The 23,975-nt window shown below is 66.8% G+C and carries 29 protein-coding genes and 1 tRNA gene; 5 read left to right on the forward strand and 25 right to left on the reverse strand.

What is annotated here, in order from left to right:
• The first annotated feature begins 117 nt into the window (after positions 1-117).
• Complete coding sequence (locus tag ACP7AS_RS10170) at positions 118-741, forward strand: M23 family metallopeptidase (protein ID WP_426028744.1); 624 nt, start codon at positions 118-120, stop codon at positions 739-741.
• Between the two features lie 147 nt (positions 742-888).
• Positions 889-2,526, forward strand: coding sequence for an ATP-binding protein (locus tag ACP7AS_RS10175; protein ID WP_426028745.1), 1,638 nt, complete (start codon positions 889-891; stop codon positions 2,524-2,526).
• 10 nt (positions 2,527-2,536) lie between these two features.
• Here the strand turns inward: ACP7AS_RS10175 and ACP7AS_RS10180 are convergent, their stop codons facing one another.
• Together ACP7AS_RS10180 and aceA are read right to left on the reverse strand one after the other, a co-directional pair.
• Positions 2,537-2,746, reverse strand: a complete 210-nt coding sequence (locus tag ACP7AS_RS10180; protein WP_426028746.1) for a hypothetical protein — start codon at positions 2,744-2,746, stop codon at positions 2,537-2,539.
• Positions 2,747-2,760: 14 nt separating this feature from the next.
• Positions 2,761-4,041 carry an isocitrate lyase gene (gene aceA, locus ACP7AS_RS10185; RefSeq protein ID WP_426028747.1) on the reverse strand — a complete coding sequence of 427 codons (1,281 nt, stop codon included), beginning with the start codon at positions 4,039-4,041 and terminating at the stop codon, positions 2,761-2,763.
• A 152-nt stretch (positions 4,042-4,193) separates the two neighbouring features.
• Here aceA and ACP7AS_RS10190 point away from each other — a divergent pair, with 152 nt between their 5' ends.
• Positions 4,194-5,633, forward strand: a complete 1,440-nt coding sequence (locus tag ACP7AS_RS10190; protein ID WP_426028748.1) for a helix-turn-helix domain-containing protein — start codon at positions 4,194-4,196, stop codon at positions 5,631-5,633.
• A 199-nt stretch (positions 5,634-5,832) separates the two neighbouring features.
• Here ACP7AS_RS10190 and ACP7AS_RS10195 read toward each other — a convergent pair whose 3' ends face one another.
• Together ACP7AS_RS10195 and ACP7AS_RS10200 are read right to left on the reverse strand one after the other, a co-directional pair.
• On the reverse strand, positions 5,833-7,266 hold the full coding sequence (locus tag ACP7AS_RS10195) for a hypothetical protein (protein ID WP_426028749.1): 1,434 nt from the start codon (positions 7,264-7,266) through the stop codon (positions 5,833-5,835).
• Positions 7,267-7,313: 47 nt separating this feature from the next.
• Entirely contained in the window at positions 7,314-8,303 is a 990-nt protein-coding gene (locus ACP7AS_RS10200) for a helix-turn-helix transcriptional regulator (protein ID WP_426028750.1), read from the reverse strand.
• A gap of 85 nt (positions 8,304-8,388) precedes the next feature.
• Between ACP7AS_RS10200 and ACP7AS_RS10205 the strand changes: the two genes are divergently transcribed.
• Positions 8,389-8,619 (forward strand): hypothetical protein, encoded by a 231-nt coding sequence (locus tag ACP7AS_RS10205; protein WP_426028751.1) that lies wholly within the window; start codon positions 8,389-8,391, stop codon positions 8,617-8,619.
• Between the two features lie 36 nt (positions 8,620-8,655).
• Here ACP7AS_RS10205 and ACP7AS_RS10210 read toward each other — a convergent pair whose 3' ends face one another.
• The 12 genes from ACP7AS_RS10210 to ACP7AS_RS10265 all read right to left on the reverse strand — a co-directional run bounded on the left by ACP7AS_RS10210 (position 8,656) and on the right by ACP7AS_RS10265 (position 17,757).
• Entirely contained in the window at positions 8,656-9,078 is a 423-nt protein-coding gene (locus ACP7AS_RS10210; protein WP_426028752.1) for a DUF1801 domain-containing protein, read from the reverse strand.
• Positions 9,079-9,090: 12 nt separating this feature from the next.
• Positions 9,091-9,816, reverse strand: a complete 726-nt coding sequence (locus ACP7AS_RS10215; RefSeq protein WP_426028753.1) for an alternative oxidase — start codon at positions 9,814-9,816, stop codon at positions 9,091-9,093.
• Positions 9,817-9,959: 143 nt separating this feature from the next.
• Positions 9,960-10,208 carry a hypothetical protein gene (locus tag ACP7AS_RS10220; protein ID WP_426028754.1) on the reverse strand — a complete coding sequence of 83 codons (249 nt, stop codon included), beginning with the start codon at positions 10,206-10,208 and terminating at the stop codon, positions 9,960-9,962.
• 44 nt (positions 10,209-10,252) lie between these two features.
• Positions 10,253-11,668, reverse strand: coding sequence for an NAD(P)(+) transhydrogenase (Re/Si-specific) subunit beta (locus ACP7AS_RS10225; RefSeq protein ID WP_426028755.1), 1,416 nt, complete (start codon positions 11,666-11,668; stop codon positions 10,253-10,255).
• A 37-nt stretch (positions 11,669-11,705) separates the two neighbouring features.
• Positions 11,706-12,092, reverse strand: coding sequence for a hypothetical protein (locus ACP7AS_RS10230; protein WP_426028756.1), 387 nt, complete (start codon positions 12,090-12,092; stop codon positions 11,706-11,708).
• Position 12,093: 1 nt separating this feature from the next.
• Positions 12,094-12,381 (reverse strand): hypothetical protein, encoded by a 288-nt coding sequence (locus ACP7AS_RS10235; protein ID WP_426028757.1) that lies wholly within the window; start codon positions 12,379-12,381, stop codon positions 12,094-12,096.
• Positions 12,378-12,719 (reverse strand): proton-translocating transhydrogenase family protein, encoded by a 342-nt coding sequence (locus ACP7AS_RS10240; protein ID WP_426028758.1) that lies wholly within the window; start codon positions 12,717-12,719, stop codon positions 12,378-12,380. Before ACP7AS_RS10240 ends, ACP7AS_RS10235 begins: the two co-directional genes overlap by 4 nt.
• A 2-nt stretch (positions 12,720-12,721) precedes the next feature.
• Complete coding sequence (locus ACP7AS_RS10245) at positions 12,722-12,955, reverse strand: hypothetical protein (protein WP_426028759.1); 234 nt, start codon at positions 12,953-12,955, stop codon at positions 12,722-12,724.
• Entirely contained in the window at positions 12,952-14,085 is a 1,134-nt protein-coding gene (locus ACP7AS_RS10250; protein ID WP_426028760.1) for a Re/Si-specific NAD(P)(+) transhydrogenase subunit alpha, read from the reverse strand. Before ACP7AS_RS10250 ends, ACP7AS_RS10245 begins: the two co-directional genes overlap by 4 nt.
• Before the next feature lie 130 nt (positions 14,086-14,215).
• The gene (locus tag ACP7AS_RS10255) at positions 14,216-14,467 is read right to left on the reverse strand and encodes an aa3-type cytochrome c oxidase subunit IV (protein ID WP_426028761.1); all 252 of its coding nucleotides are present in this window, start codon (positions 14,465-14,467) and stop codon (positions 14,216-14,218) included.
• A 92-nt stretch (positions 14,468-14,559) separates the two neighbouring features.
• A complete protein-coding gene (locus tag ACP7AS_RS10260) occupies positions 14,560-15,918 on the reverse strand; it encodes a serine hydrolase domain-containing protein (RefSeq protein WP_426028762.1) in 1,359 nt (452 codons plus the stop codon).
• Positions 15,919-15,954: 36 nt separating this feature from the next.
• The gene (locus ACP7AS_RS10265) at positions 15,955-17,757 is read right to left on the reverse strand and encodes a M3 family oligoendopeptidase (protein WP_426028763.1); all 1,803 of its coding nucleotides are present in this window, start codon (positions 17,755-17,757) and stop codon (positions 15,955-15,957) included.
• A gap of 98 nt (positions 17,758-17,855) precedes the next feature.
• Here ACP7AS_RS10265 and ACP7AS_RS10270 point away from each other — a divergent pair, with 98 nt between their 5' ends.
• Complete coding sequence (locus tag ACP7AS_RS10270) at positions 17,856-18,326, forward strand: DUF1203 domain-containing protein (RefSeq protein ID WP_426028764.1); 471 nt, start codon at positions 17,856-17,858, stop codon at positions 18,324-18,326.
• Between the two features lie 29 nt (positions 18,327-18,355).
• Here the strand turns inward: ACP7AS_RS10270 and ACP7AS_RS10275 are convergent, their stop codons facing one another.
• The 9 genes from ACP7AS_RS10275 to ACP7AS_RS10315 all read right to left on the reverse strand — a co-directional run.
• Positions 18,356-18,856 (reverse strand): DUF2059 domain-containing protein, encoded by a 501-nt coding sequence (locus tag ACP7AS_RS10275; protein ID WP_426028765.1) that lies wholly within the window; start codon positions 18,854-18,856, stop codon positions 18,356-18,358.
• A gap of 133 nt (positions 18,857-18,989) precedes the next feature.
• Positions 18,990-19,679: a 50S ribosomal protein L1 gene (rplA, locus tag ACP7AS_RS10280; protein ID WP_426028766.1), complete on the reverse strand. Its 690-nt coding sequence runs from the start codon at positions 19,677-19,679 to the stop codon at positions 18,990-18,992.
• Between the two features lie 4 nt (positions 19,680-19,683).
• On the reverse strand, positions 19,684-20,115 hold the full coding sequence (gene rplK / locus ACP7AS_RS10285; protein WP_292124760.1) for a 50S ribosomal protein L11: 432 nt from the start codon (positions 20,113-20,115) through the stop codon (positions 19,684-19,686).
• 316 nt (positions 20,116-20,431) lie between these two features.
• A complete protein-coding gene (gene nusG, locus ACP7AS_RS10290; protein WP_426028767.1) occupies positions 20,432-21,007 on the reverse strand; it encodes a transcription termination/antitermination protein NusG in 576 nt (191 codons plus the stop codon).
• A 13-nt stretch (positions 21,008-21,020) separates the two neighbouring features.
• Positions 21,021-21,311: a preprotein translocase subunit SecE gene (gene secE / locus ACP7AS_RS10295; protein WP_426028768.1), complete on the reverse strand. Its 291-nt coding sequence runs from the start codon at positions 21,309-21,311 to the stop codon at positions 21,021-21,023.
• 64 nt (positions 21,312-21,375) lie between these two features.
• A tRNA-Trp gene (locus tag ACP7AS_RS10300) sits at positions 21,376-21,451 on the reverse strand.
• A 137-nt stretch (positions 21,452-21,588) separates the two neighbouring features.
• Positions 21,589-22,923, reverse strand: a complete 1,335-nt coding sequence (locus ACP7AS_RS10305; protein ID WP_426028769.1) for a hemolysin family protein — start codon at positions 22,921-22,923, stop codon at positions 21,589-21,591.
• A gap of 95 nt (positions 22,924-23,018) precedes the next feature.
• Positions 23,019-23,144, reverse strand: coding sequence for a hypothetical protein (locus ACP7AS_RS10310; RefSeq protein WP_426028770.1), 126 nt, complete (start codon positions 23,142-23,144; stop codon positions 23,019-23,021).
• 366 nt (positions 23,145-23,510) lie between these two features.
• The coding region (locus ACP7AS_RS10315; RefSeq protein ID WP_426028771.1) for an EF-Tu/IF-2/RF-3 family GTPase at positions 23,511-23,975 on the reverse strand (465 nt) is incomplete at its 5' end.

A 23,975-nucleotide genomic window follows, 5' to 3' on the forward strand; every position in this document is an offset into this window, starting at 1 on the left:
CCTCACCAGAGCTTACAACGGCGCTCTCTCCGGTCGCTGGCCGCAGTGCGTGGCGTAGCCGCGGCCCGCCGGCGTCCCTCCCCTGCTCTCGCGAGCCGAAGACGGAGCCGACGCCGAATGCGACGCCTGTTACCGACCGCCCGGTCGTTTCTTATCCACTCCGGTCAGGCCGCCGCCTTGGCGGGCGTCGCCGTTCTGGCCATGGCAGCCGCGCCGCTGTCGGCTCCGGACCCGGCTGCCCCTGCCGCAGCTTTCTCCGCTCCGGAGGCACCACCCCTGACCGCTGTCGCCGAGGACGCGGGCCCGGTCACCCGCCTGATCGCCTTTGTGGACCCGGTAAGGGGCTATGCGATCAACTCGCCGTTCGGCCCGCGCCAGATGCCGGGCCAGGCCGTCCGTAACCATGAAGGGGTCGACATCGCCACGCCCCGGGGGACCAGCGTCTTCGCGGCAGCGGAAGGGTCCGTCCTGCGAACAGGCTTCGACGCCGAAGGCTACGGTCGGTTTGTTGAAATCCGCCATCCAAACGGGATGAGCACCCTGTACGGCCATATGAGCCGTCTGGACGTGGCCTCTGGCGACCGTCTCCAGGCGGGCCAAAGGATTGGCCTCGTCGGCTCGACCGGCCGCTCCACCGGACCACACCTGCATTTCGAAGTCCGCCGTGGTGACCGGCAGGTCAATCCGGTCAAGGTCATGGGCCGGGAGTTCCAGATTGTCGTGACGACGGACACAGCCTGAAAGCGACTCCACGCCCACGCTTTCTTCACCCCTGTGCCGCACTGTACGGTTCCGGACAGGGGGCCTGGTGGACCGATCTTCGCTCATTTTCGTCTTCAAGAGTAAGGCTGGGTACCGCCATACGGGCCTGACCCTGCGAAACCGCGCATGAGCAGTCTCGGGACCCTGCTGGGCAGGCTGGTACGCCTTTCCGCGCGGGCGGGGCGGCGAAACAAGCCGAGCCAACGTGCGCTGCGCGAGATCCGCGAAGCTCTTGACGCCATGCCGGACGGCCTCGCCTTCTTTGACGCAGATGACCGTCTGGTGCTGTGGAATCACCGCTACGCTGAAGTGAACCCGGAGTTGTCTTCCAATCTGGAAGTCGGGATGTCCTTCCTCGAGATTATCAGGATTGGTCTCGACGAGGGTCTCTACACCGACGCCATCGGTCGGGAAGAGGCGTGGATCGCCGAGCGGATGGAGTCCCGCAAGGCGCTTTCCACGACGATGGAACAGCGGATCGCCGGCGACCGCTGGATGAGGGTCTCCGATCGCCGGACCGCCGCCGGGGGCATCGTCACCGTCTGCAACGACATCACGGATCTGAAGAACGACGCCGCGGCCCTGGCAGAGGCCCGTGACGCGGCCCAGGCCGCCAGCAGCGCCAAGAGCCAATTCCTCGCCAATATGAGCCACGAAATCCGCACGCCCCTGAACGGCGTGATCGGCCTCGTCCAGGCGATGGGCAAGACCGAACTGTCGGCCGGGCAGCGCGAGATGCTGGACCTGATCCAGTCGTCGGGACGAACGCTCCAAGTCCTGCTCAGCGACATCCTTGATCTGGCCCGCGTGGAATCCGGTCGGCTGCAACTGGCGGAGGACTCGTTCGACCTCGGCGGCGCCGTCCGCGAGGCCGCCCGCCTCTACGAATCCTCGGCCGCCGAAAAGGGCCTGCAATTTTTCGTGGAGATCGAGCCTGAAGCCGACCGCTGGATCACCGGTGACGTGGTTCGGATCAAGCAGATCCTGACCAACCTGGTGTCCAACGCCGTGAAATTCACGGCGACGGGGTTCGTCAGCCTGACGGCCGCGACGGTTCCCGATCGCAACGGCTTTCCAGCCCTTCAGTTCTCGGTCGAGGACACCGGCATCGGCTTCGATAGCGAAACCCGCGATCGCCTTTTCAGCCGATTCGAACAGGCCGACGGGGCTATCACCCGCAAGTTCGGGGGCTCAGGCCTGGGCCTCGCCATCTCGCGTCAGCTGGCCGAAATGATGGACGGCCATCTGGACTGCGAAAGCGAACCGGGCGGCGGCTCCGCCTTCATCCTGACCATACCGTTCCGTGCCGTCGAGGCGCCCGCTGCTGTTGACGTGTTACAGGTTGCAAGGCCCGACGGTGAGAACCCGCCCGTCCGGGTCCTGCTGGCCGACGATCACCCGGTGAACCGCAAGGTCGTCGAACTGATCCTGGCCCAGGCCGGGGTCGCATTGACCACGGTCGAGGACGGGGCCCGCGCGGTCCAGGCGTGTCGGGACGCCGACTTCGACCTGATCCTGATGGACATGCAGATGCCGGTCATGGACGGTCTGACAGCGACCCGTGAGATCCGGCTGCACGAGGCCGCCATGGGCCTTCCGCGTATTCCGGTTGTCATGCTGACGGCCAACGCCCTGCCCGAGCACATCGCTTCGGCCGAAGCCGCGGGCGCTGACCGGCATCTGGCCAAGCCGTTTGACGCCAATGACTTGCTGGGACTGGTCTTTGCCCTGCCCCGGGCGGCTGCCAAGGCCATGGCCGCCTGATACCCGGTCCCTATTCGTATCCGTGCGCAGCCTCGTTGATGACCTGCGAGGGCATCCGCGAGAAATCAACGCTGACGGGCTGGGTAGCCTTGGCGCGGAAGGTCCTGATCACATGCTCAAGCCGACGACGCACCTCACTCTCGGCCTCGGTGCCTGTGTCCAGATTCAGGGGGGCGAGGCAGAAGTCGATGATGGCTGTGGGATTGTTCAGCGGTTCCATGGGCTCTCTCCTGACTATTCCGCCGCCACGAATTGGGCGGTCTCGGTAGAATCCTTCAGCGCGGTCGTGGACGACTGGCCGTTGGAGATGACGGTGGCGACCTGATCGAAATAGCCGGTGCCGACCTCGCGCTGGTGGCGCGTGGCGGTGTAGCCGATGGCCTCATTGGCGAATTCGCGCTGTTGCAGCTCGGAATAGGCCGCCATGCCGCGGTCGCGGTAGCCGTCGGCCAGCTCGAACATGGAGTTGTTCAGGCTGTGGAAGCCGGCCAGGGTCACGAACTGGAATTTGTAGCCCATGGCCCCGAGCTCGCGCTGGAATTTGGCGATGGTGGCGTCATCCAGCTTGGCCTTCCAATTGAAGGACGGCGAACAGTTGTAGGCCAGAAGCTTGCCGGGATGTTCCCTGTGCACGGCCTCGGCGAACCGGCGGGCGTCATCCAGATCCGGGTGCGACGTCTCCCACCACAGCACGTCGGCGATGGACGCATAGGCCAGGCCGCGCGCGATACAGTGATCCAGCCCCGTCCCTTCCTTCAGCCGGAAGAAGCCTTCCGGCGTCCGGTTGTCGCGGTCGATGAAGGGCCGGTCACGTTCGTCCACGTCCGAAGTGATCAACTGGGCGCTCTCGGCGTCGGTGCGAGCCACCGTCAGTGTCGGCGTGCCCATGACATCGGCAGCCAGACGCGCCGCAATCAGATTGCGCTCATGCGCCTGGGTCGGGATCAGCACCTTGCCACCGAGGTGGCCGCACTTCTTCTCGGAGGCCAGCTGGTCCTCGAAATGGACGCCGGCGGCTCCGGCCTCGATAAAGGCCTTCATGATCTCGAAGCTGTTCAACGGGCCGCCGAAGCCGGCCTCGGCGTCGGCCACGATCGGAGCGAACCAGTCACGCTTGGCCCCACCCTCGGCGTGCTCGATCTGGTCGGCGCGTTGCAGGGTACGATTGATGCGGCGGCACAGCTCGGGCGCGGCGTTTGCGGGATACAGCGACTGGTCGGGGTACATGGCCCCGGCCGTATTGGCGTCGGCGGCGACCTGCCAGCCCGACAGATAGATGGCCTTCAATCCGGCCCGGACCATCTGCATCGCCTGGTTGCCGGTCACGGCCCCGAGCGCGTTCACGTACGGCTCTTCGTGCAACAGTTCCCACAGCCGGTTGGCACCGCGCTCAGCCAGCGTATGGGTGATCGGGATGGATCCGCGCAGTCGCAGCACATCCTCCGGCGTGTAGGGCCTCTCGATGCCGTCAAAGCGACCGACGGGCGACGGAACAAGGTGGGCGAAGCTGGTCATGCAGATCTCGGCTTGAAACGGCGAACATCGCCGCTGGTTTCAAGGAGCAGACCACGTGGCTGTCACGAATGATACAGCTTACGCCTCCCATTCGTGTCATTCAGTCATAATATGACCTATTCTGTTAAGTCATTTCATGACAAAGTGCGCTCATGAACGCCGTGACCGATCGAAAACTGTTCCTTGGGGGGCGCCTCAAACGGCTTCGGCGCGATCTGGCGCTGACGCAGACCGCCATGGCGGTCGATCTGGGCGTTTCGCCTTCCTATCTCAACCACATCGAGCGCAACCAGCGCCCGGTCTCGGCCCAACTGCTGCTGCGACTGGCGGACACCTATGACGTCGACCTGCGGACGCTCGGACAGTCCGCCGGTCCGGCGTCGGAGGCCGAGCTGGCCGAGGCCTTCGCCGATCCGGTCTTCCAGGGCCTGATGGTCCCGCGTCACGAGATCGTTCAGCTGGCCGAGGATCAGCCCGCGGCCGCCGATGCCCTGCTTCGCCTGTATCGTGCCTTTTCCGACCGCCGTGCCCGCGACCGCGCCGAAACCGATGTTTCGGGACTCGGCGGTGACGACAGCCCCGCCGACTGGGTCCGCGAGTACATCCAGTCGCGGCGCAACCATTTCCCCGAACTGGACAGCCTCGGCGAGGCCCTGTCCGAGGCCCTGCTGACCGAGACACCGGGTGAACGCTTCACGACCCGGGTCCGCGCCCGGCTGCGGTCTCGCCACGCCCTTGAGGTTCGCACCCTGCCGGCGGAAGTCATGGTCGAATGGACCCGGCGATATGATCCGCACCGCAATCGCCTGCTGCTGTCCGAGGCCCTGGGGCCCTCGTCCCGCGCCTTCGCCGTCGCCTTCCAGCTGACCCTTTCAGAACATGACGCCGAACTGACCGCCATGGCCGACGCTGCCTCGCCCCCGGACGAGCCCACCCGGCGCCTGCTCAAGGTATCCCTGACCAACACCCTGGCCGCCGCCATCCTGATGCCCTACGGCCCGTTCCAGCGCACGGCAGAGGAGACCGGCTACGATCTGGGCCGACTGCAGGCCCGCTTCGGCGTCAGCTACGAGCAGGCCGCCCATCGCCTTACGACCCTGTCGCGTCCGACCGCACGGGGCGTGCCCTTCTTCCTGATGCGGGTCGATCAGGCGGGGAACATCTCCAAGCGGTTCGCCTCGGGGACCTTCCCCTTCTCGCGCTTCGGCGGGGCCTGCCCGCGGTGGCGTCTGCACAGCGTCTTCCGCACGCCGGGCCGCATCGTCACCCAGATCATCGAGACGCCGGACGGACAGCGCTGGTTTACCCTGGCCCGCACGGTGGACCGTCAGGGACACGACGCCTTCACCGAGGGCCATGACCTCGCCATCGGCCTGGGGTGCGAGCTGAAATACGCGCATCGATTGGTCCACGCCCGCGGGCTGGACCTCGCGGCCCCCGAGGTCACCCCCATAGGACCCGCCTGCCGCCTGTGCCACCGGCACCCCTGCGCCGAACGCGCCGCCCCGCCGATGGACCGGGCGCTGACGGTCGACGACTGGTCCAAATCCGTCAGCCCGTGGCCTTTCGAGGCTCTGGCTGACAGCGGCTGAACCTTTGGCAAGGTCAAGGATTTAGACGGCTCGTTTGATCAGCGTCCGTCGTGAGTGTCGTATTGTCTTCTGTCCGCAAGCATTGGCTCCTGGGCGTCGTCATCGCCGAACTCGTCACCGCCGCGGCCCTGGCCGGCTGGCTGATCGCCGGTCTCGCCCTGGCCGGATGACAGCCCTTGACCCAAAACAGTTCGCTCGATCACTGCAGGGTCAGGTGTCCCTCGTCTAACCGGTAGGCCACACCGGTCTGGTCAAACAGGCCGGCGAGAGCCAAGGCGGGATCACTCACCCCGACATCCAGCATGCGAGCGATCGTCCCGGCAGGCGCGCCATCGCCCGCCACTCGCGTCAGTTCCGCCAGCCATTCCGAGCGGGACAGGGTCTGGTCGGCCGCATTATCGGTCTGGAACCGCGCCACAACCGCGAAAAAATCGCCGCCGTCGCGACGCATCTGCGCAGACTCCAGCGCCAGCGCCCAGACAGCACCGCAGGCATAATAGGCGCGATTGTCCCCGCGCTCCCCCGCCGTGGAGACCGGCTGGTTCCGGGCCAACTCCACGCAGTCATCGACCTCCCGCTGGAGTTCGGACCGGGCATCGTATGTCGGATCGATGGCGCTGATCGCACGGATCGCCATCAGGTCCGCGCCGCCCTCTGTGATCCAGGCGTCACGGGCGAACTGGTACTTCAGGCCGTTCGAACCCATCCAGAAATGCGCGGACTCATGGCCAATAAACCAGTGGGCACGGTCCAGCGCGGCCTTGTCCGGATCCAGCACACCCTCGCCCTCGAAGGTCATCGAGATCAGGTCAGGCAGGACGCTGCCGCCCATGCTGGACAAGCCCGCCGTTGGCCCGGCCCAACTGACCATCAGCGTCGGCGCGCCGGCCCGGCTCGGCCCCAGCCGGTCTACATAGAATTTCATGACCCGTGGCGTGAACCCGCCCAATTCAGCGCCCAGCCAGGACGGCAGGCCAGGATCGATCACCGTGGTCACGCCCTCGCCCTGCCGGATGCGGGCCTCCCCGAACAGGACATAGGTGTTGGCGTCGGCAGCGGTCGCCTCCTCGACGCGCTCGCCATTGAACAGGACGGGCCCGCCAGTGTCGCGCCACGTCACGCTGGAAGGGCTGCCCTCGACCTCAAGGCCGTTCAGGTCCATCGGGAGGGATCGCGCGGCGTCCAGCGACTCCAGCGGGATCAGGTCGAACTGGTCGGAAAACAGGGCCACGGTGCCGTCAGAAAACATCAGGGCGGGATCGTAGTCGGCCTGCAGGTCGCCTTGCCGGGGATGAAGGACCACACGCAACCGACGTGGCACGGGGCCGCCATCAATCCGGCGCAGGACGTCATAACGCCCCTGTCGGTCCAGAACGACACCCGGGGTCTCGACCGCCCACCAGTCAGGCCGCCACGGCTGGCCACCCACCCTGAGCAGGGCTGAATGACGGAAGGCCCAGACCGCGGCATCGCGGTCGAGGATGAAGTCGGCGGTCCATCTGTCACCGTCGCGCGTGACCGTGATTCTCGGGACGGCCACCTCGGCGACCCGGGTTACGGGCTGAAGGGCTGCCGCCGGCGTCGCAACGGCGAGCAGAACGGCGGCGATCAGGAGCGGGAGCAAGCGGTTCATGCCAGACGGCTAACGGGCGGGCGCTGCGGTGTCAGCTTAACCATTGCTCATGCATCGGCCGTTTTCAGGGCGCGTTGTGCGGACTCGAGCTCGCGGGCCATGACGTCCTTGAGCCGTTCGGGTGCGAGGATGGCCACCTGATCGCCCCAGCTGAACAGATGCCAGGCCAGTTCGCGCATGCCTGAGGCCCGGAAGCGCACGACCACCCCGCCGTCGGACTGATCCTCGACCCTCTGGGTCGGGTGCCAGCGCCAGGCGCGCGCCTCGTTGGCTCCCGCCGGGGTCACCCGCAGCACCACATCCTCGATCTCGTCCTGATAGATGCCGAACGACTGGCTGGCGAAGGCCTGCAGGTCGAAGTCGGCGGGAGGAGACGCCATCCCCGCCTCGGCCTTGACCGCGCTCATCCGGTCGAGACGGAAGGTCTGGATACGGCCGCTCTCGCGGTCAGCCGCGACCAGATAGTTGGCGCGTCCGAACATGACCCCGCACGGGGCGACGCTGCGCCGTCGCGCCTCGGCACCCGGCCGGCTGTAGATGAAGCCCAGCGGTTGCCCGGCCAGGATGGCGTGCCGGATCTCGGTCAGCACCGCCTCGTCGGCCGAGGGCCGGGGACCGGCCTGCACCGCGATGGTCTCGGCCCGAACCAGCGCCTCCAGATCGGGGGCCAGCCGGTTCAGCGTCGTAGAGCGCATCGCCGACTTCAGCTTGCGTTCCAGCCCCTCCAGCGCCGCCGCCCGGCCTGTTTCGCCGGACGCGCGCAGCCCCTGGGCCGCCTTGCTCAGCTCGACCAGTTCCTCGGTCGTCGGGGCCTGTTCAAAGGCCGAAAGCCCCCCCCGGATGCGCCAGCGCTTGCCCGGCGGGTCGGACACCTCCTCGGCCTGGGGAAACAGGCCGAGGACGACATCCCGCATCCGCTCGGCGGTGCGCCGGCCCACGCCGGACTCCCGCGCCATCTCGTCCAGCGTCAGCCCCTCGGCGCTGGCGGCCATGCGCCGCGCCAGTTCGATTACCGTCGCCGTCTTGTCCAGTCTCATGGAACGAAGATCGCATACGTCCGTTTTTGACGCAACGCTGCTTCATGGTCGGATTTAACAGAGACACCCCAACCGGAGATAACCCATGGCCCGCGCTTTCGCTCCCCACGCTTCCGTCGCCGCCTCCCGCTATCTGATTGTGCCGTGCGACGCCGAAGGTTGCGGCGATCTGGCGGTCATCTGGGACCGGCTGGAAGAACAGGTCATCGACGTCATCGACGCCCGCCTGTCGGCCCGCTACGCCGACGAGGACGCCCTGTGGGACGAGGCCCGCCCGGCCTTCGCCCCCGCTGAAGACTTCCGCATGGCGGCGTGACTCATGTCCTTCTCCCTCTGCGGGAGAAGGTCGTGATCAGTCGGGATATTGCTCGCGCATCTGCGCCAGCGAGGCGACGGCCATTTCGCGCAGGACGCCGAGGTCGATCTGGTCCAGCCGATTGACGTACATGCACGACACGCTGGTCTTCACCTTGCCGATGCGCGCGATCATCTCCTCCTGCCCCTTGAACCCCGACATGACGTAAACGACCGTCTGGGCCTTGCGTGGCGAGAACCCGAGCCGGGGCGCGTCGCCCTCGTGCCCGCTGGCGTAGCGGTAGTGATAGCGCCCGAAGCCGATGATCGACGGCCCCCACATCTTCGGCGGCTCCCCGCTGATTTCCTCGAACAGGGCGCACAGGGTTTCGGCGTCGGCGCGGCGTTTGGGGTTCTCGACTGCGGCAATGAAGTCAGCGACCGGGACCTCGGTCGGTTTGGTCTTGGCTTCAGATGCCATCCTGCCCTCCCCTCAGGCCGCGCCGCTCAGCTCCGTGGCATGCGGCGGATAGGGAGCCGAAGGTACAGGGCTCGGCGGCAGTTTGGCCAGAGTGCTGGCGAAGCCATGGTTGACGTCGCGGTGATGCGCCTCATCGGCCCGCACCTGCAGGACCACGTCGCGCAAGGTCGCATCGGCCGGCAGCTTCCAGTAGTGGATGGCGATGGCCGGGGCCGGGATGTTGGGCGAGCGGCCCTCATCGATCTCCTTCAGATACAGGGTGTAGCTGATCACCGCCTCTTCCTCGAAATAGCCGACCACCCGGTGCGCCGTCCGCGCCGAGATCAGGTAGAGCAGGAAGAAGCCGATGTAGAAGATCGCCTGGGCCAGCTGCACCACCAGCCGCTCGAAATACGTCGGCTTGGCCACCTCGATGAAGGTCATCAGGTGCATCCGCTCGTTCTCCGCCTCCTCCATCAGGGTACGGATCCAGCCCTCGTCGTCCTTCATCTCGCGCAGGCAGCGCAGATGCGTCAGCGTCGCCCCGACCATGCCGGGCACGGCCGCAACGGTCTCCAGCACGATGGCGCGGTGGCCGTATTTCTTGGCGAAGAAGGTGTCGGCGCAGACGCGGAGCAGTTTGGTGAAGCCGAGCGCGAACTTGTCGGAAAAGCACTTGGGCTGGTGATGGATGACCGGCTGGGCGTCCTTCTCTTCTTCGAGGGCGCGTTCGTCGGGTTCGAGAATTTTGTTGACCATGGGGGTTGGCTTTCAGGCACCTGGCCGCAATCGGCCAGTGCGGTCCGATCATAACGCGCGAGCGGGGATGAAGGTGCAGGCGCAATGTCGCAAAGGGCAGACAGGGTGACGCACAGGGGGCGTACGAGCGCGGCTACGGGCTGCTACCTGCGGGCTGCCCCGGCACCGGCGCCGCCGCCCCAGACCCCGATCCCGAGCAGGAAGCCGAAGTCATACCAACGGCCGGCATTCGGGAAGGCGTACATGCGCACGTCGTTGTCGAACAGGCTGATCACGAAGGCTATGGGCGCGATCACGCCGTGCCAAAGGCCGGAGAGAAATGCCGGGGTGCCCGACTGGCCGGGCGGCTGCGAGGCGCAGGACACCAGACCGATCGCGAGAACCGCAAGCAAACCCGCGGCTATCAATCGCTTCGGGAACACAACGCCAGTCATCATCACAGCGCCTTCACGATCCCCTCGACCATCTTCTTGGCGTCCGCGAACAGCATCATCGTGTTGTCCCTGAAGAACAGCTCGTTCTCGACGCCCGCATAGCCCGCCGCCATGCCGCGCTTGATGAACAGCACCGTGCCCGCATTCTCCACGTCCAGGATCGGCATCCCGTAGATCGGCGACTTCGGATCGGTCTTGGCGGCCGGGTTGGTGACGTCATTGGCGCCGATGACGAAGGCGACGTCGGCGGACGAGAATTCCGAGTTGATGTCCTCCAGCTCGAACACCTCGTCATAGGGCACATTGGCCTCGGCCAGCAGCACGTTCATGTGGCCGGGCATGCGGCCGGCGACGGGGTGGATGGCGTATTTCACCTCGACCCCCTCCTCCTTCAGCTTGTCGGCCATCTCGCGCAGGGCGTGCTGCGCCTGGGCCACGGCCATGCCGTAGCCGGGCACGATGATGACCTTCGAGGCGTTCTTCATGATGAAGGCCGCGTCCTCTGCGCTGCCCTGTTTGACCGGCCGGGTCTCGACCGCGCCGGCCGGTCCGGCCGCCGTATCGCCGCCGAAACCGCCGAGGATCACCGAGATGAAGCTGCGGTTCATGGCCTTGCACATGATGTAGCTCAGGATCGCGCCCGAGCTGCCGACCAGCGCCCCCGTGATGATCAGGGCGATGTTCTCCAGCGTGAAGCCCAGCGCCGCCGCGGCCCAGCCGGAGTAGGAGTTGAGCATCGACACCACCACCGGCATGTCGGCCCCGCCGATGGGGATGATCAGGGTCGCGCCGAGGATCAGCGCCAGCAGGAACACGCCCCAGAAGGCCCAGGTCGCGGTCCCGCCCGAGCCGATCATGACACCGATCAACAGCACCAGCCCCAGGGCCAGGCCGATATTGATCAGGTGCCGCGCCGGCAGGAGGATCGGCGCGCCGCTCATATTGCCGTTCAGCTTGGCGAAGGCGATGACCGAGCCGGTGAAGGTGATGGCACCGATGGCCACCCCCAGCGCCAGCTCGATAATCGACTGGATCTTGATCCCGCCTGCGCCGTCGGCGATCCCGAAGCTTTCCGGCGCATAGACGGCCCCGACCGCGACCAGACAGGCCGCCATGCCGACGAGGCTGTGGAACGCCGCCACCAGTTGCGGCATCTGCGTCATCTGCACCTTGCCGGCGATCAGCGCGCCCGCCCCGCCGCCGACGATCACGCCCCCGGCGATCAGGGCCAGGGTCAGCGGGTCCAGCGTGCCCGAACTCCACAACGTCAGCAGCGTCACCCCGACGGCCAGCGCCATGCCGATCATGCCGAAGGTATTGCCCTGACGGCTCGTCTCCGGGCTCGACAGCCCGCGCAGGCTGAGGATGAACAGGACGCCCGAGACCAGATAGGCCAGGGCCGCGAAGGATGCGTTCATGCCGTGTCCCCAGAGTTCAGCATCGGTGTGTTCAGCATCAGAAAAATCCCACGGCGGCCGGCCTGGCCGGGTCGCTCGTGACCGCCACCTGCGACTCGCCGTTCTTGATCATGGCGATGGCCACAGGGCCGGTTCCGCCGGTCTTGGTCACGGTGCAGCTGCCGTTGTCCGACGGAAGACGGCCGCCCTTGGATCCGCGGCCCGTCTCCCCGATGCGGTTGGCCCAGGCCGACCGGTTGTAGGCATTGGCCTCGTAGATCACGGGCCGGAAGCGACACTCGAGGCTCCAACTGGCTCCCTGCGGCGCCGCGACGTGCCACGGCAGGCCAGCCTCAAGATCAGCACCGACGTTCGTCTGGGCCTCCGCCGCGGAGGCGGCGACCACCGCCAGTGTCACAATCAGTCCTATCCGGCCCGCGCGCATATCAGCGCCCTCCCGGCGTGTGGGCGGTCCGCGCCAGCCGCCACAGGGCTGCGGCAATGAACAGTGGCGCGATGAACACCATGGCCCAGTCCAGAACGGTCATCGGCTTGTCCTGGGCCACGATGCGCAGCAGGACCGAGGCGAACAGCAGCACCACGGCGCAGTCCAGGAACCGCAGCTTGCGGATGGCATCCTTCTCCCGGATCCAGCTCCACAGCCACAGGCCGGCCCCGATCGCCGTGGCGACCCAGGACACACCGACCGCGAGCTGGTGGGCATCGAAGGTCACGAGGTCGCGGGCTCCGCAGGCTTGGCGGGGGCGGCCGGCCGTTCCTTCTTCTTGTACATGGCCAGCATACGTCGGGTGACCATGAAACCACCGAAGATGTTGACGCTGGCCAGGGTCACGGCGGCGACACCGGCCCCCTTGGCGATCCAGCCCCCGTCGGCGCTGGCCGCCGCCGCCGCGATCAGGCCGCCGACCACGATCACCGACGAAATGGCGTTGGTCACGGCCATCAGCGGCGTGTGCAGCGCCGGCGTCACCGACCAGACGACATAGTAGCCGACGAAGATCGCCAGCACGAAGATGGCCAGGCGGAAGACGGTGGGATCGACGTGTTCCATAATCAGGCGCTCTCGCTGTCTTTCAGGCTGTTGGCCGGGGACTTTTCCTGCGACTTCAACAGGGTGAAGATCGCGCCGCCGATGACCAGCATGGTCCCGCCGCTGGTCGCGAGCTTGCTCGGGAAACCGATGTCAGGCCCGCCCAGCGCCGCCACGGCCGCGGCCACACACCAGGCGGCGATCAGCAATAGGCCCAGCACGACCGTGGCGAAGGCGAAACCTGTCAGGAACCTCATCCCTTCACCCCCTCATGCACCACGGACCCGCCGTGGGTCACCACCGACGCCTTCAGGATCTCGTCCTCCAGATCGACCGCCAGTGCCCCGTCCTTGATCATCAGTCCGACGAAGGCGACCAGGTTCTTGGCGTAGAGGGCCGAGGCATCGGCCGCGATCCGGCCGGGCAGATTGGCCCAGCCGACGATCGACACGCCGTTGGCCGTGGTCACCACCTCGCCGACCCTGGCCCCCTCGACATTGCCGCCGGCCTCGACGGCCAGATCGATCAGCACCGAGCCCGGCTTCATCGTCGCCACCTGGGCCGCCGTGACCAGCACTGGCGCCGCCCGGCCCGGGATCAGGGCCGTCGTGATAACGATGTCCTGCTTCTTGATGTGTTCGCCGGTAAGCGCGGCCTGTTTGGCCTGGTACTCGGGCGACATCGGCTTGGCATAGCCGCCTGCCGTCTGGGCGTTTTTGAATTCCTCGTCCTCGACGGCAAGGAATTTGGCGCCCAGCGATTCCACCTGTTCCTTGGTCGCGGGCCGCACGTCGGTGGCCGTGACCACCGCGCCCAGCCGTCGCGCTGTGGCGATGGCCTGCAGACCGGCCACGCCCACGCCCATGATGAAGACCTTGGCCGGGGCGACGGTGCCCGCCGCCGTCATCATCATCGGAAAGCCCTTGCCATAGGCATAGGCCCCCTCGATCACCGCGCGGTAACCGGCCAGGTTGGCCTGGGACGACAGGGCGTCCATGACCTGGGCCCGCGAAATTCGCGGCACGAATTCCATGGCGAAGGCGGTGGTGTTGGCACCGGCCAGCGCCGTGACGGTCTCCTTGTCGCGATACGCGTCCAGCAGAGCCACCACGATGGCACCCGGCTTCAGCGCACTGGTCTCCTGCGCCGTCGGCCCGCGCACCTTCAGCACGATGTCCGCGCCCGATAGCACGGCCTTTGTATCCTTGGCCACGGTCGCGCCGGCGGCGACATAGTCGGCGTCCGGAAGCGAGGATGCGGTCCCGGTCCCGGCCTCGACCGTCACGGTCGCGCCCATGCTGATCAGCTTCCTGACCGTATCCGGAGTCACGGCGCAGCGCGTCTCGCCGTCTCGGCGTTCGCGGGTCACGGCGATGGCGACAGCCAAGCGAATCCCTCCGTCATATCTCGACGGACGACGTTAGGCTGATCGGGGATGGCGCGTCAAAGCCCGCCAACCGTCTCAATGGCAATGCGGGTCGGACTCAATGAGCGACAGACCGCGCCGGGCCCAGATATCAGTGCGAGGCCTTGGGGGACTTCAGCAGGAACCAGCCGACCACCAGGACCACACCGGCGCTGATCGCGCCGCCGACGAGGCTGCCGCCGGGCTGGAATGCCAGGGTCAGGAACATCAGGACCGCTGCGATCGCCAGCGAGCCCCATTTCGACATGCCGATGAAGGCATGGAAGGTCGAGGCCTGCTCGCTGATCTCCTGGGAGCCGCGAACATAGGCGTCGTGGGATTCGGCGTGGTGCGGGTCGGCCATGGTGGCATCCGGAATCTGGAACGGCAGTTGGCGTCCTTATAGCGGGGCCTGCCGTGCGCTCAAGCGGCGGGCGACAATTCACCGTCCCGGCGTCAATCCAGCGCGGCCAGAACGTCGCGCGTAAAGCCGATGACGTCGAACCGCTTGCCGGTCGGGTCCTCGCCCCGGCGCACGATGACGATGTTCCGGCTCGGCACGATGACCACATACTGGCCGCGGTTGCCGTTGGCCGAGATCGTGTCCGCCGGAATGCCGTCCGAGCGGTTCATCAACCAGAAGGTCGCGCCATAGCCCTGATCACCGGACGGCTGCGGGCCGGAAGGGCGTGAGACATAGTCACGCCAGCCCTCTGGCAGGACCCGTTCGCCGTCGACGACCCCGTCATGCAGATACATCTGTCCGAAGCGCGCCAGGTCGCGCGCGGTCGACCACACCTGGCTGGACAGGACGTAGTTGCCCCGCCAGTCCGTCTCGGCCCAGGTGTCGTACATGCCCAGCCGCCGGAACAGCTCGGCGGGCGGATGGTCGGCGAAGGTCGGGGCGATCGACAGCACCGCCAGCAGGGTGTCGTTGTTGGCATAGCGGTAGCGCGTTCCCGGCGGGGCGATCAGCGGCCAGGTCGTGGCCTGTTCATCGATGCCGACGCCGCCGAAATACAGGGCGTCGGTGCGGTTGCCCGCCGTGTCGCTGGTCAGGCCCGAGGCCATCCGCATCAGCTGGTCGAGGGTGATGGCTGCCCGTGGATCGCCCTCGCGGCGCCAGTCTGCGATGGCCGCCGGGGCGTTCACATCCGCCTCGCCGCGATGGACCGCGGCGCCGATGAGGGTCCCGGCCAGCGACTTGCCCACCGACCAGGTGCGCTGGGGCGTGTCGACGCCGAAGCCCTCGCCGTATTCATCCGCCACCACGCGATCGGCCTGCAGCACCAGCACGGCGGTGGTGTTCGCGCCCTCGCCGTAACGGCCCTCGAAGGCGCCTTCGACGGCCTCGTTGAGCAGGGCGGCGTTGCCGCTCGGATCGGCCAAGACGAAGGTCTCGTTCACCCGCACGCCAGGCAGGAACATCTCGGGACTCTCGCCGGACCACCCGACCGGCTGGATGGCGCAGCCCCGGCCAGGCGCGAACACCGCCACCCGCGGCGGCATGGCCTCGTCCCAGGCCACCGACACCTGCCGCTGGCCGATGACCACGGGCATCTCCCGGACCAGTCCGTCCAGCTCGGGATAGACCCCGACCAGCTCATTGGCCTCGACGCTCTCCAGCGTGCGGGACCCGCCCGCCGCCTCGGCCGTCTTGAGGGCGCTGCACACCGTCAGCGCCTTGTAGCCGGCCGCCATGGCGCGGACGGCGGGCCCGGGTGCGGCCGGGGCGGCCGGGGCGACCGGCGTCTGTGCCAGGGCGGCGAAGGGAAAGCCGGCGATCAGGGTCGCCGCGAGGATCAGGAAACGCATCCCTCGACGCTCCCCCGCCCGCACCGGCCCGTCAACTCAAACCACAGCCTCGAATTGGTCGATCAGCCCTTCCAGCCGCTTGGTGCCGATGGTCCAGAAGGCCGGATCGCGGGGGTTCAGCCCGAACGGGGCCAAGGCCTCGACGTATCCCCTCGACCCACCGCCCGCCAGCAGCGCCCGATACAGCGGCGTGAACCCCGCGGGATCCTTGGCCCGGGTCTCCATCAGCGCCGCCACCAGCAGGTCACCGAAGGCATAGGCATAGACATAGAAGGGCGAGTGGACGAAGTGGCTGACATAGCTCCACCAGTGCTCGTAACCGGCGTTCAGCGTCACCGCCGGCCCCAGTGACGCACCCATCTCTTCCATCCAGATCTCGCCGATCCGCTCGACCGGGACCTCGCCCTTTGCGCGCTCGTCGTGGAAGCGGGTCTCGAAGCGGTGGAAGGCGATCTGGCGCACCACGGTGTTCAGCCCGTCCTCGATGCGCCCCGCCAGCAGGCCGCGCTGCTCGGCCTTCGGCGCGGTCTTGAGCAACCGGTCAAACGTCAGCCCCTCGGCGAAGATTGACGCCGTCTCGGCCAGGGTCAGCGGCGTGTCGGCCAGCAGACTGCCCTGCCCCGCCGCCAGGGTCTGGTGCACCCCGTGCCCCAGTTCGTGCGCCAGCGTCAGCACGTCGCGTCGCTCGCCCATCCAGTTCAGGAACACATAGGGATGCCGGTCCGAGGTCACCGGATGGGCATAGGCCCCCGACTGTTTCCCCGGCCGCGCCCTGCCGTCGATCCACGGCCGGTCGAAGAAGCCGCCCGCCCGTTCCGCGAACTCGGGACCCAGGTCGGCGAAGCTCTCCAGCACCAGCTGCTTGCCCGCGGCCCAGTTATAGCCCCGCGGGGCGCTGGTCTCGATCGGGGCGTTGCGGTCCCACTGGTCCAGACTGGCCTTGCCCAGAGCCCGGGCCTTCAGGGCGTAATAGCGATGCGACAGGCGGGGATAGGCCGCGCCCACGGCTTCGGCCATGGCATCCACCGACTCGCCGTCCACCTCATTGGACAGGTGCCGTCCGTCGGCGGGTCGTTTGAACCCGCGCCACCTGTCCTCCAGCGCCTTGTCCGCCGCCACCGTGTTCATCACCAGCGCCATGGTCGACGTCCGCGCGGCCAGGGCTTCGTTCAGCCCTTCGGCCGCCGACTTGCGCCGCGCGCCCTTGGGGTCCGACAGCCGGTTGAGAGCCTCGGACAGGGTCAGGTCTTCCTTCCCCGCCCTGACCTTCATCGCCGCCAGCGTCTCGTCGAACAGCCGCGGCCACTGGGCGCTGATCGGCCCGCGCTCGGCCAGGAAGGTCTCCAGCTCCTGCGACAGCTCGTGCGGCTTCATCGCCCGCACGCGACGCAGCCACGGTGTCCAGCGCGCTGCGGCCGGATACGCAGTCAGCGCCGCCTCGACCTCAGCCTCTTCCAGCTGGTTGATCTCCAGCGTGACCCAGACCGTCGGCGTGGCGATGGCCGTCATCTTTTCGCGCACCGTGGCCTCGAAGCCTTGCGCCCCGGCGTCGTTGCGGTTGGTCGACGCCGCGAGGAAGGCATAGGCCCCCAGCGCGCCCAACACGTCCGACGCCTGTTCGTAGAGGGCCACGGCCCGGTCGAGCCGTTGACCCAGCACCGCCGCTTCGGCCCGCGCACCCACCAGCTGGCCCTGCAGGGTGGTCAGGTCCGCGACCAGGCCGCGCGCCCGCTCCAGATCCGTTTCGATGCGCGCGTCATCGCGCGAGGCGTACAGGTCGGACAGATCCCACAGCGGGGCGTCCAGCGGATCGGTGGTCGTCTTGAAGGGAGCGTTCATGCCCTCCGTTGTGGGGATCGACAGCGCCTCGCGCAACGTCCGGAACCCGCCAGACACGCGATCGACCCCCTGTCACATCGACGCTGAAGGAGACCCGCATGACCTTTCGCATCCACGCCCTGCCCCTGGCCCCGTTCCAGCCCCTGTTCGCCCTCGACGATCCGGCACTGGAGACGCTCGGCGCGCGCCGCATGATCGCCGACGCACCCCACAGCGCACCCTGCCGCATCAGCCTCGCCGATGCCGACCCCGGCGAACGGCTGATCCTGCTCAACCATCGCCATCTCGACATCCCGTCCAGCCCGTACCGCTCGGAGGGCCCGATCTTCGTCCGCGAGGCGGCGACCGAGGCGGACCCTGGCCCCGGCGTCTTGCCGGACATGCTGTCGCGTCGCCTGCTCTCCGCCCGCGTCTATGACGGCCAGGGGATGATGACGGATGCCGATGTCGTCGAGGGCCGCGATCTGTCGGCGCGACTCGACGGCTGGTTCAGGCATCCGGAGAGCGTGATCATCCACCTGCACACGGCGCGGCGCGGTTGCTACATGGCGGCGGCCGGACGGGCCTGAACCCGCTACGAAACCGGTACGACCGTGCGTCAGTCGGCCGGCTTCCCCGCCTGCGCGCCTTCGGTCGCAGAACATCCGAAGCGGGCGCAGTATTTTTCGCCCAGTTGGGTAATGGCGGCCGTCAGATGCGGCGTCATGACCGCCTGCGTCCGGACGCCCAGGTCGAAGCTCTTGGTCGAGACCGACTGGCCCAACGGCGTATCGAAGAAGGTGATCAGGGCCTCCAGCTCCTCCAGCGTATAGATCTCGGCCACGTCGTCGATCAGATCGCTGAGCGTCGCCTGGATGGCGATCTGGAAGGCCGAAGCCATATGCTCGGTCAGCCAGTCGCGCTGTTCCGCAGGCGTATCGGACTTTGCGAATGCCTCCTCGAAATAGCTCTGAACGGTCTTCGTCAGGTTCGGCCCCTGGGTCAGCTCCAGGTACTGCCGGGCCAGAACCAGCCGTCGCGCGGCGTCACCGTCCTGCGCCATGGCCGGGGCGGCAGCGAACAGGCTCAGGCCGAAGGCCAGCACGATCAGAATACGCATGACATCCCCCACTCCCGGTCCCCACCATCGGTTGCAGGCCTTGGACACGCAAGCGTATTTCCACCACAGCGAACAGGAAAAAGGGCGGCGACCCTGCGGTCACCGCCCTTCTCATTTCAGTGTCTCAGGCCGATCAGGCGTTCAGCGACGCCGGGTCGATCTTGAAGCCCGGTCCCATGGTCGAGGACAGGGTGATGCGCTTGACATAGGTGCCCTTGGCACCCGACGGGCGGGCGCGTTGCAGGGCGTCGACATAGGCCTTCACGTTGGCTTCGAGGGCTTCCTGGGTGAAGGAGGCCTTGCCGATGCCGCCGTGGGCGATGCCGGCCTTCTCGACGCGGAACTCGACCGCACCGCCCTTGGCGTCCTTGACGGCCTGGGCGACGTTCGGGGTCACGGTGCCGACCTTGGGGTTGGGCATCAGGCCGCGCGGGCCCAGCACCTTACCCAAACGACCGACCAGGGCCATCATGTCCGGAGACGCGATGACGCGGTCGAAGTCCATGAAGCCGCCGTTGATCTTTTCATACAGATCCTCGGCACCCACGATGTCGGCGCCGGCGGCCAGGGCTTCAGCAGCCTTGGCGTCCTTGGCGAAGACGGCGACGCGAACGTCACGGCCCGTACCCGACGGCAGATTCACGACGCCGCGGACCTGCTGGTCGGCGTGACGCGGATCGACACCCAGGTTGACGGCGATCTCGATCGACTCGTCGAACTTGGCGGTGGCGTTGGTTTTGACGGCGGCGATCGCCTCGGCGAAGCCCATCGGAACGACGGTGTCGCCGGTGCGGGCTTTGACGCGCTTGGTTTGCTTGGCCATGTGCTTAGCCCTCCACGACGTTGAGGCCCATGGCGCGAGCCGAGCCTTCGATGATCTTGGTCGCGGCGTCCAGGTCGTTCGCGTTCAGATCCTTCATCTTCTTTTCGGCGATCTCACGCAGCTGGCTGCGCTTGATCTTGCCGGCCACTTCGCGGCCCGTCATTTTCGAGCCCGAGGTGATCCCTGCGGCCTGTTTGATGAAGTGGGTCGCGGGCGGGGTCTTGGTGACGAAGGTGAAGCTCTTGTCCTGGTAGACCGTGATCACGGTCGGCAGGGGCGTGCCCTTCACTTCCTTCTCGGTGCGCGCGTTGAACTCCTTGACGAAGCCCATGATGTTAACGCCGCGTTGACCCAGTGCGGGCCCGATCGGGGGGGAAGGCGTGGCGGAACCCGCCGGCACCTGCAGTTTGATATAGCCCAGAATCTTCTTGGCCATTGGTCTCTCCTTACGATGGCCCCGAACTCAATCGGAACCGGTGAGCCGTGGTCTGGCATGGCTGCCTCCCACGGATTTGTGCGGGCAAACCCGCACCGCCCTGTTCAGAGCGAGGCGCGCGTGTAGCAGAACCGGCGGAACGAAGCAACGCGTTCTCACTCCCTCTCCGAGGGAGGGTGGCCGAGCCGCAGGCGAGGTCGGGTGGGAGGGGCTCGGCGACGCAGGCTCCAAGGGCGGCCTTGCCGAAGCGTCCCCACCCCCTCGCCGCAGGGCGACGAGGGCCCTCCCCCGGCGGGGGAGGGAGAGAAAAGGCAGGTCAGCCTGCGTTCTTCTCGACCTGATTGTATTCCAGATCGACCGGCGTCGGCCGTCCGAAGATCGACACCGCGACCCGCAGGCGCGCGGCGTCCTCGTCGACGCTCTCGACCTGGCCGTCGAAGCTGGCGAACGGGCCGTCGATGACCTTGACGGTCTCGCCGATGTCAAAGCGGATCGTGGGCTTCGGACGTTCGACGCCCTCTTCCACCTGGCCGATGATGTTCTGGACCTCACGCTCCGAGACCGGCAGCGGCTTGGTGCCGCCCGCGGCGCCCAGGAAGCCCGTGACCTTCGGCGTGTTCTTGACCAGGTGATAGGCGTCGTCGGTCATCTCCATCTTCACCAGCACATAGCCGGGGAAGAATTTGCGCTCGGAGTTCACCTTGCGGCCGCGGCGGATCTCGACGACGTCCTCGGTCGGCACCAGAATTTCCGAGAAACAGTCCTCGAGGCCCTGCTGGCGCGCCTGATCCGTCAGGTGCTGGGCGACCTTCTTCTCGAAGTTCGAATAGGCGTGGACGATGTACCACTTGTGCCGGGGATTGGCGGCGGGTTTGGCGGTTGCGTCGGTCATCTGGGGGTCTTTCTTACTGGCCGATCGCGAGGATGAAGCCCGACGCGACGGTCAGGGCGGCATCGACCACGAAGAAGAAGATCGCGGCAATCACCACCATGATCAGGACCATCACCGAGGTGATCCAGGTCTCCTTGCGGCTCGGCCACACGATCTTGCGCCCTTCGGCACGGACCTGACTGGCGAACTGCGGGAGCGAGGTGCGCGTCTTCGGCGCGACGGTATCGGCGGCCACGGCCGCGCCGACGATGGCGGGCTGGACGGTCTGGGTGCGGCGCCCCGAAGGGCTTTTGGCCTTGGCCATGCTCGGTTCTCGTTTTCAACGCAGTCTGACGGAGCAGATGGGGACCCGCGCCGTCAGTGGAAAGTGGCAGGAGTGGAGGGACTCGAACCCACGACCCTCGGTTTTGGAGACCGATGCTCTACCAGCTGAGCTACACTCCTGTGGTCCCGGCGAAAACTACAACGCGCCAGAGAGTGTCCCCCCGGGCGCGCTCGGCTTTGCCAGACCGCGGCGTATGCCCGACCCCGCGGGGGTTTTCAAGCGTGTTGGCCGTCATTCGTCGGGATGAACGGCGCTGTCAGTCGTCGTACTGCGCCGCGACCGCCCGGGCCTCGTCGACGGCATTGATCACCTGCGTGAACAGCAGCTTGTCGATGCGGCGGTCGTCCATGTCGATGATCTCGACCTCGAACCGGCCCAGCTGCAGGATTTCGCCCTCGTTGGGCACGCGCGAGAGCTGGTGCAGGACCAGGCCGGCGATGGTGTGGAAGCCATCGGCCTCGCCGAAATCCTCGCCCAGGGTGTCGGCCAGTTCGTCGATGTCGGTCTGGCCGTCGACCAGCCAGCTGCCGTCCTCGCGCTGGCGCACATTGACCTCGGCGTCGTCGTGACCCTCGTCAAAGTCGCCGGCGATCATTTCCAGAAGGTCCGTGGCCGTGACCACGCCCTCGAAAGCGCCGAATTCGTCGACCAGGAAGGCCATATGGACCCGCGAGGCCTTCATGATCTCCAGCGCCTTCAGCACCGAGGTCGACTGGGGAATAAAGGCCGGCGTCTGCACGTGGCGTTCGATGTTGAACTCGCCGTTGTCGAGCAGGCTGTCCAGCAGGTCCTTCTTGTGAACCACGCCGAGGGGGTTATCGACGTCGTTCTCGCGCGCCACCACGATGCGGGAATAGGGGCAGGTGCGAACCTCCTGGCGCAGCTGTTCCTCGCTGTCGTCCAGGGCCACCCAGAAGACCTCGTGGCGCGGCGTCATGGCCACGCGAATCGGTCGGTCGCCCAGGCGCAGGATCTCTTCGATCATCGTCTGCTCCTCGGGCTCGATCAGTCCGGAGGCCGTGCCCTCCGCGATCATCGTCTCGACCTCTTCCTGGGTGACGTCAGACCCGTCGCGGTCCTTGACGCCCATGAGCTTGAGGATAGCGGACGTTGAGGCCGTCAGGACCACCACGAACGGCTTCAGCACCACGGCCACCGTCGCGATCGGTGCCGCCATCTTCGAGGCGATGCTCTCGGGGAAAATCAGCGCCAGTCGCTTGGGCACCAATTCGCCGACGATAACGGAGACATAGGTGATGAAGATGATGACGATGACGGTCGAGAAAATCTCGGTATAGGCCGCCAGCGCCGGAAAGGCGCTTTCGAGAATCAGGTTCAGCTCGCCCGCGATCGCCGCCTGGCCGTAGGCGCCGGCGGCGATACCGATCAGGGTGATGCCCACCTGCACCGCCGACAGGAAATGGGTCGGCTCTTCTGCCAGCTTCAGCGCGGCGCGCGCGCCCTTGTCGCCGCGCTCTGCACGACTCTGCAGCTTGGATTTCCGCGACGAGACGACCGCCAGCTCGGTCATGGCAAACAGGCCGTTTAGCACCACGAGGAGCAGAACGACTACGATGGCGAGGGCTAACATCTAGGGGGGGCGGAACCGGCGCGGCGCAACAGTCGGCATCCGCAGGACCAATGATAGGGGGAATCTTCCCCCGCCGCCACGGTTTCCTTGCAGACTCAGTTCGTCCGGCCGACCTCGAGCGATCCATAGGGGCCGCGCCCGCCGTCGTCGGGCATGGCGGCGCAGGCTGACATGCCCAGGAAGGTGCCGATGAACAGTCCGATACGGATCGCGCGTCGCATGGTTACTCAAATCCTAACGTCCGGGATGCAACGTAGGGACCCGGACGAGGTTCCGCGCAAGGCGGGACGCGTGCGAGGAGAGCAAGACGGTAAACGTCACCCGCCAACGGCGGCTGGCTTAGCCCGGGGCGATGTCCAGGAACATCATGCCGACGAGGCCGATCATCAGCAGGATGGCACGCCGCCGAAGGCCGTCAGCACGACCGCTCCCGATCCACGCATGGCACAGCAAAACGGCCCCCGGATCGCTCCGGGGGCCGTTCGTTTTTAGTGGCCTATGCTCGCCTCGCGGAGGCTCCCGGCTTGAGGCCGGACGGCGCTCAAGGAGCGAGCGACCGCGTCGCGAGCGTTAGCGCGCCAGGATGTTTACTCGGTGATCTTGGAGACGACGCCGGCACCGACGGTGCGGCCGCCTTCGCGGATGGCGAAGCGCAGCTTCTCTTCCATGGCGATCGGGGTGATCAGCTCGACGTTCAGCTCGGCGTTGTCGCCGGGCATGATCATCTCGACACCTTCCTTAAGGTGCACGATGCCGGTCACGTCCGTGGTGCGGAAGTAGAACTGCGGGCGGTAGTTGGTGAAGAACGGCGTGTGACGGCCACCCTCTTCCTTGGTCAGGATATAGGCCTCGGCCAGGAATTTCGTGTGCGGGGTGATGGTGCCCGGCTTGCACAGAACCTGACCGCGCTCGACGTCCTCACGCTTGGTGCCACGCAGCAGCACGCCGACGTTGTCGCCCGCCTGGCCCTGGTCCAGCAGCTTGCGGAACATTTCCACGCCCGTGCAGACCGACTTCTGGACCGGACGGATGCCGACGATCTCGACTTCCTC

It is taken from the genome of Brevundimonas sp. TWP2-3-4b2 (assembly GCF_049897345.1).
Classification (GTDB): domain Bacteria; phylum Pseudomonadota; class Alphaproteobacteria; order Caulobacterales; family Caulobacteraceae; genus Brevundimonas.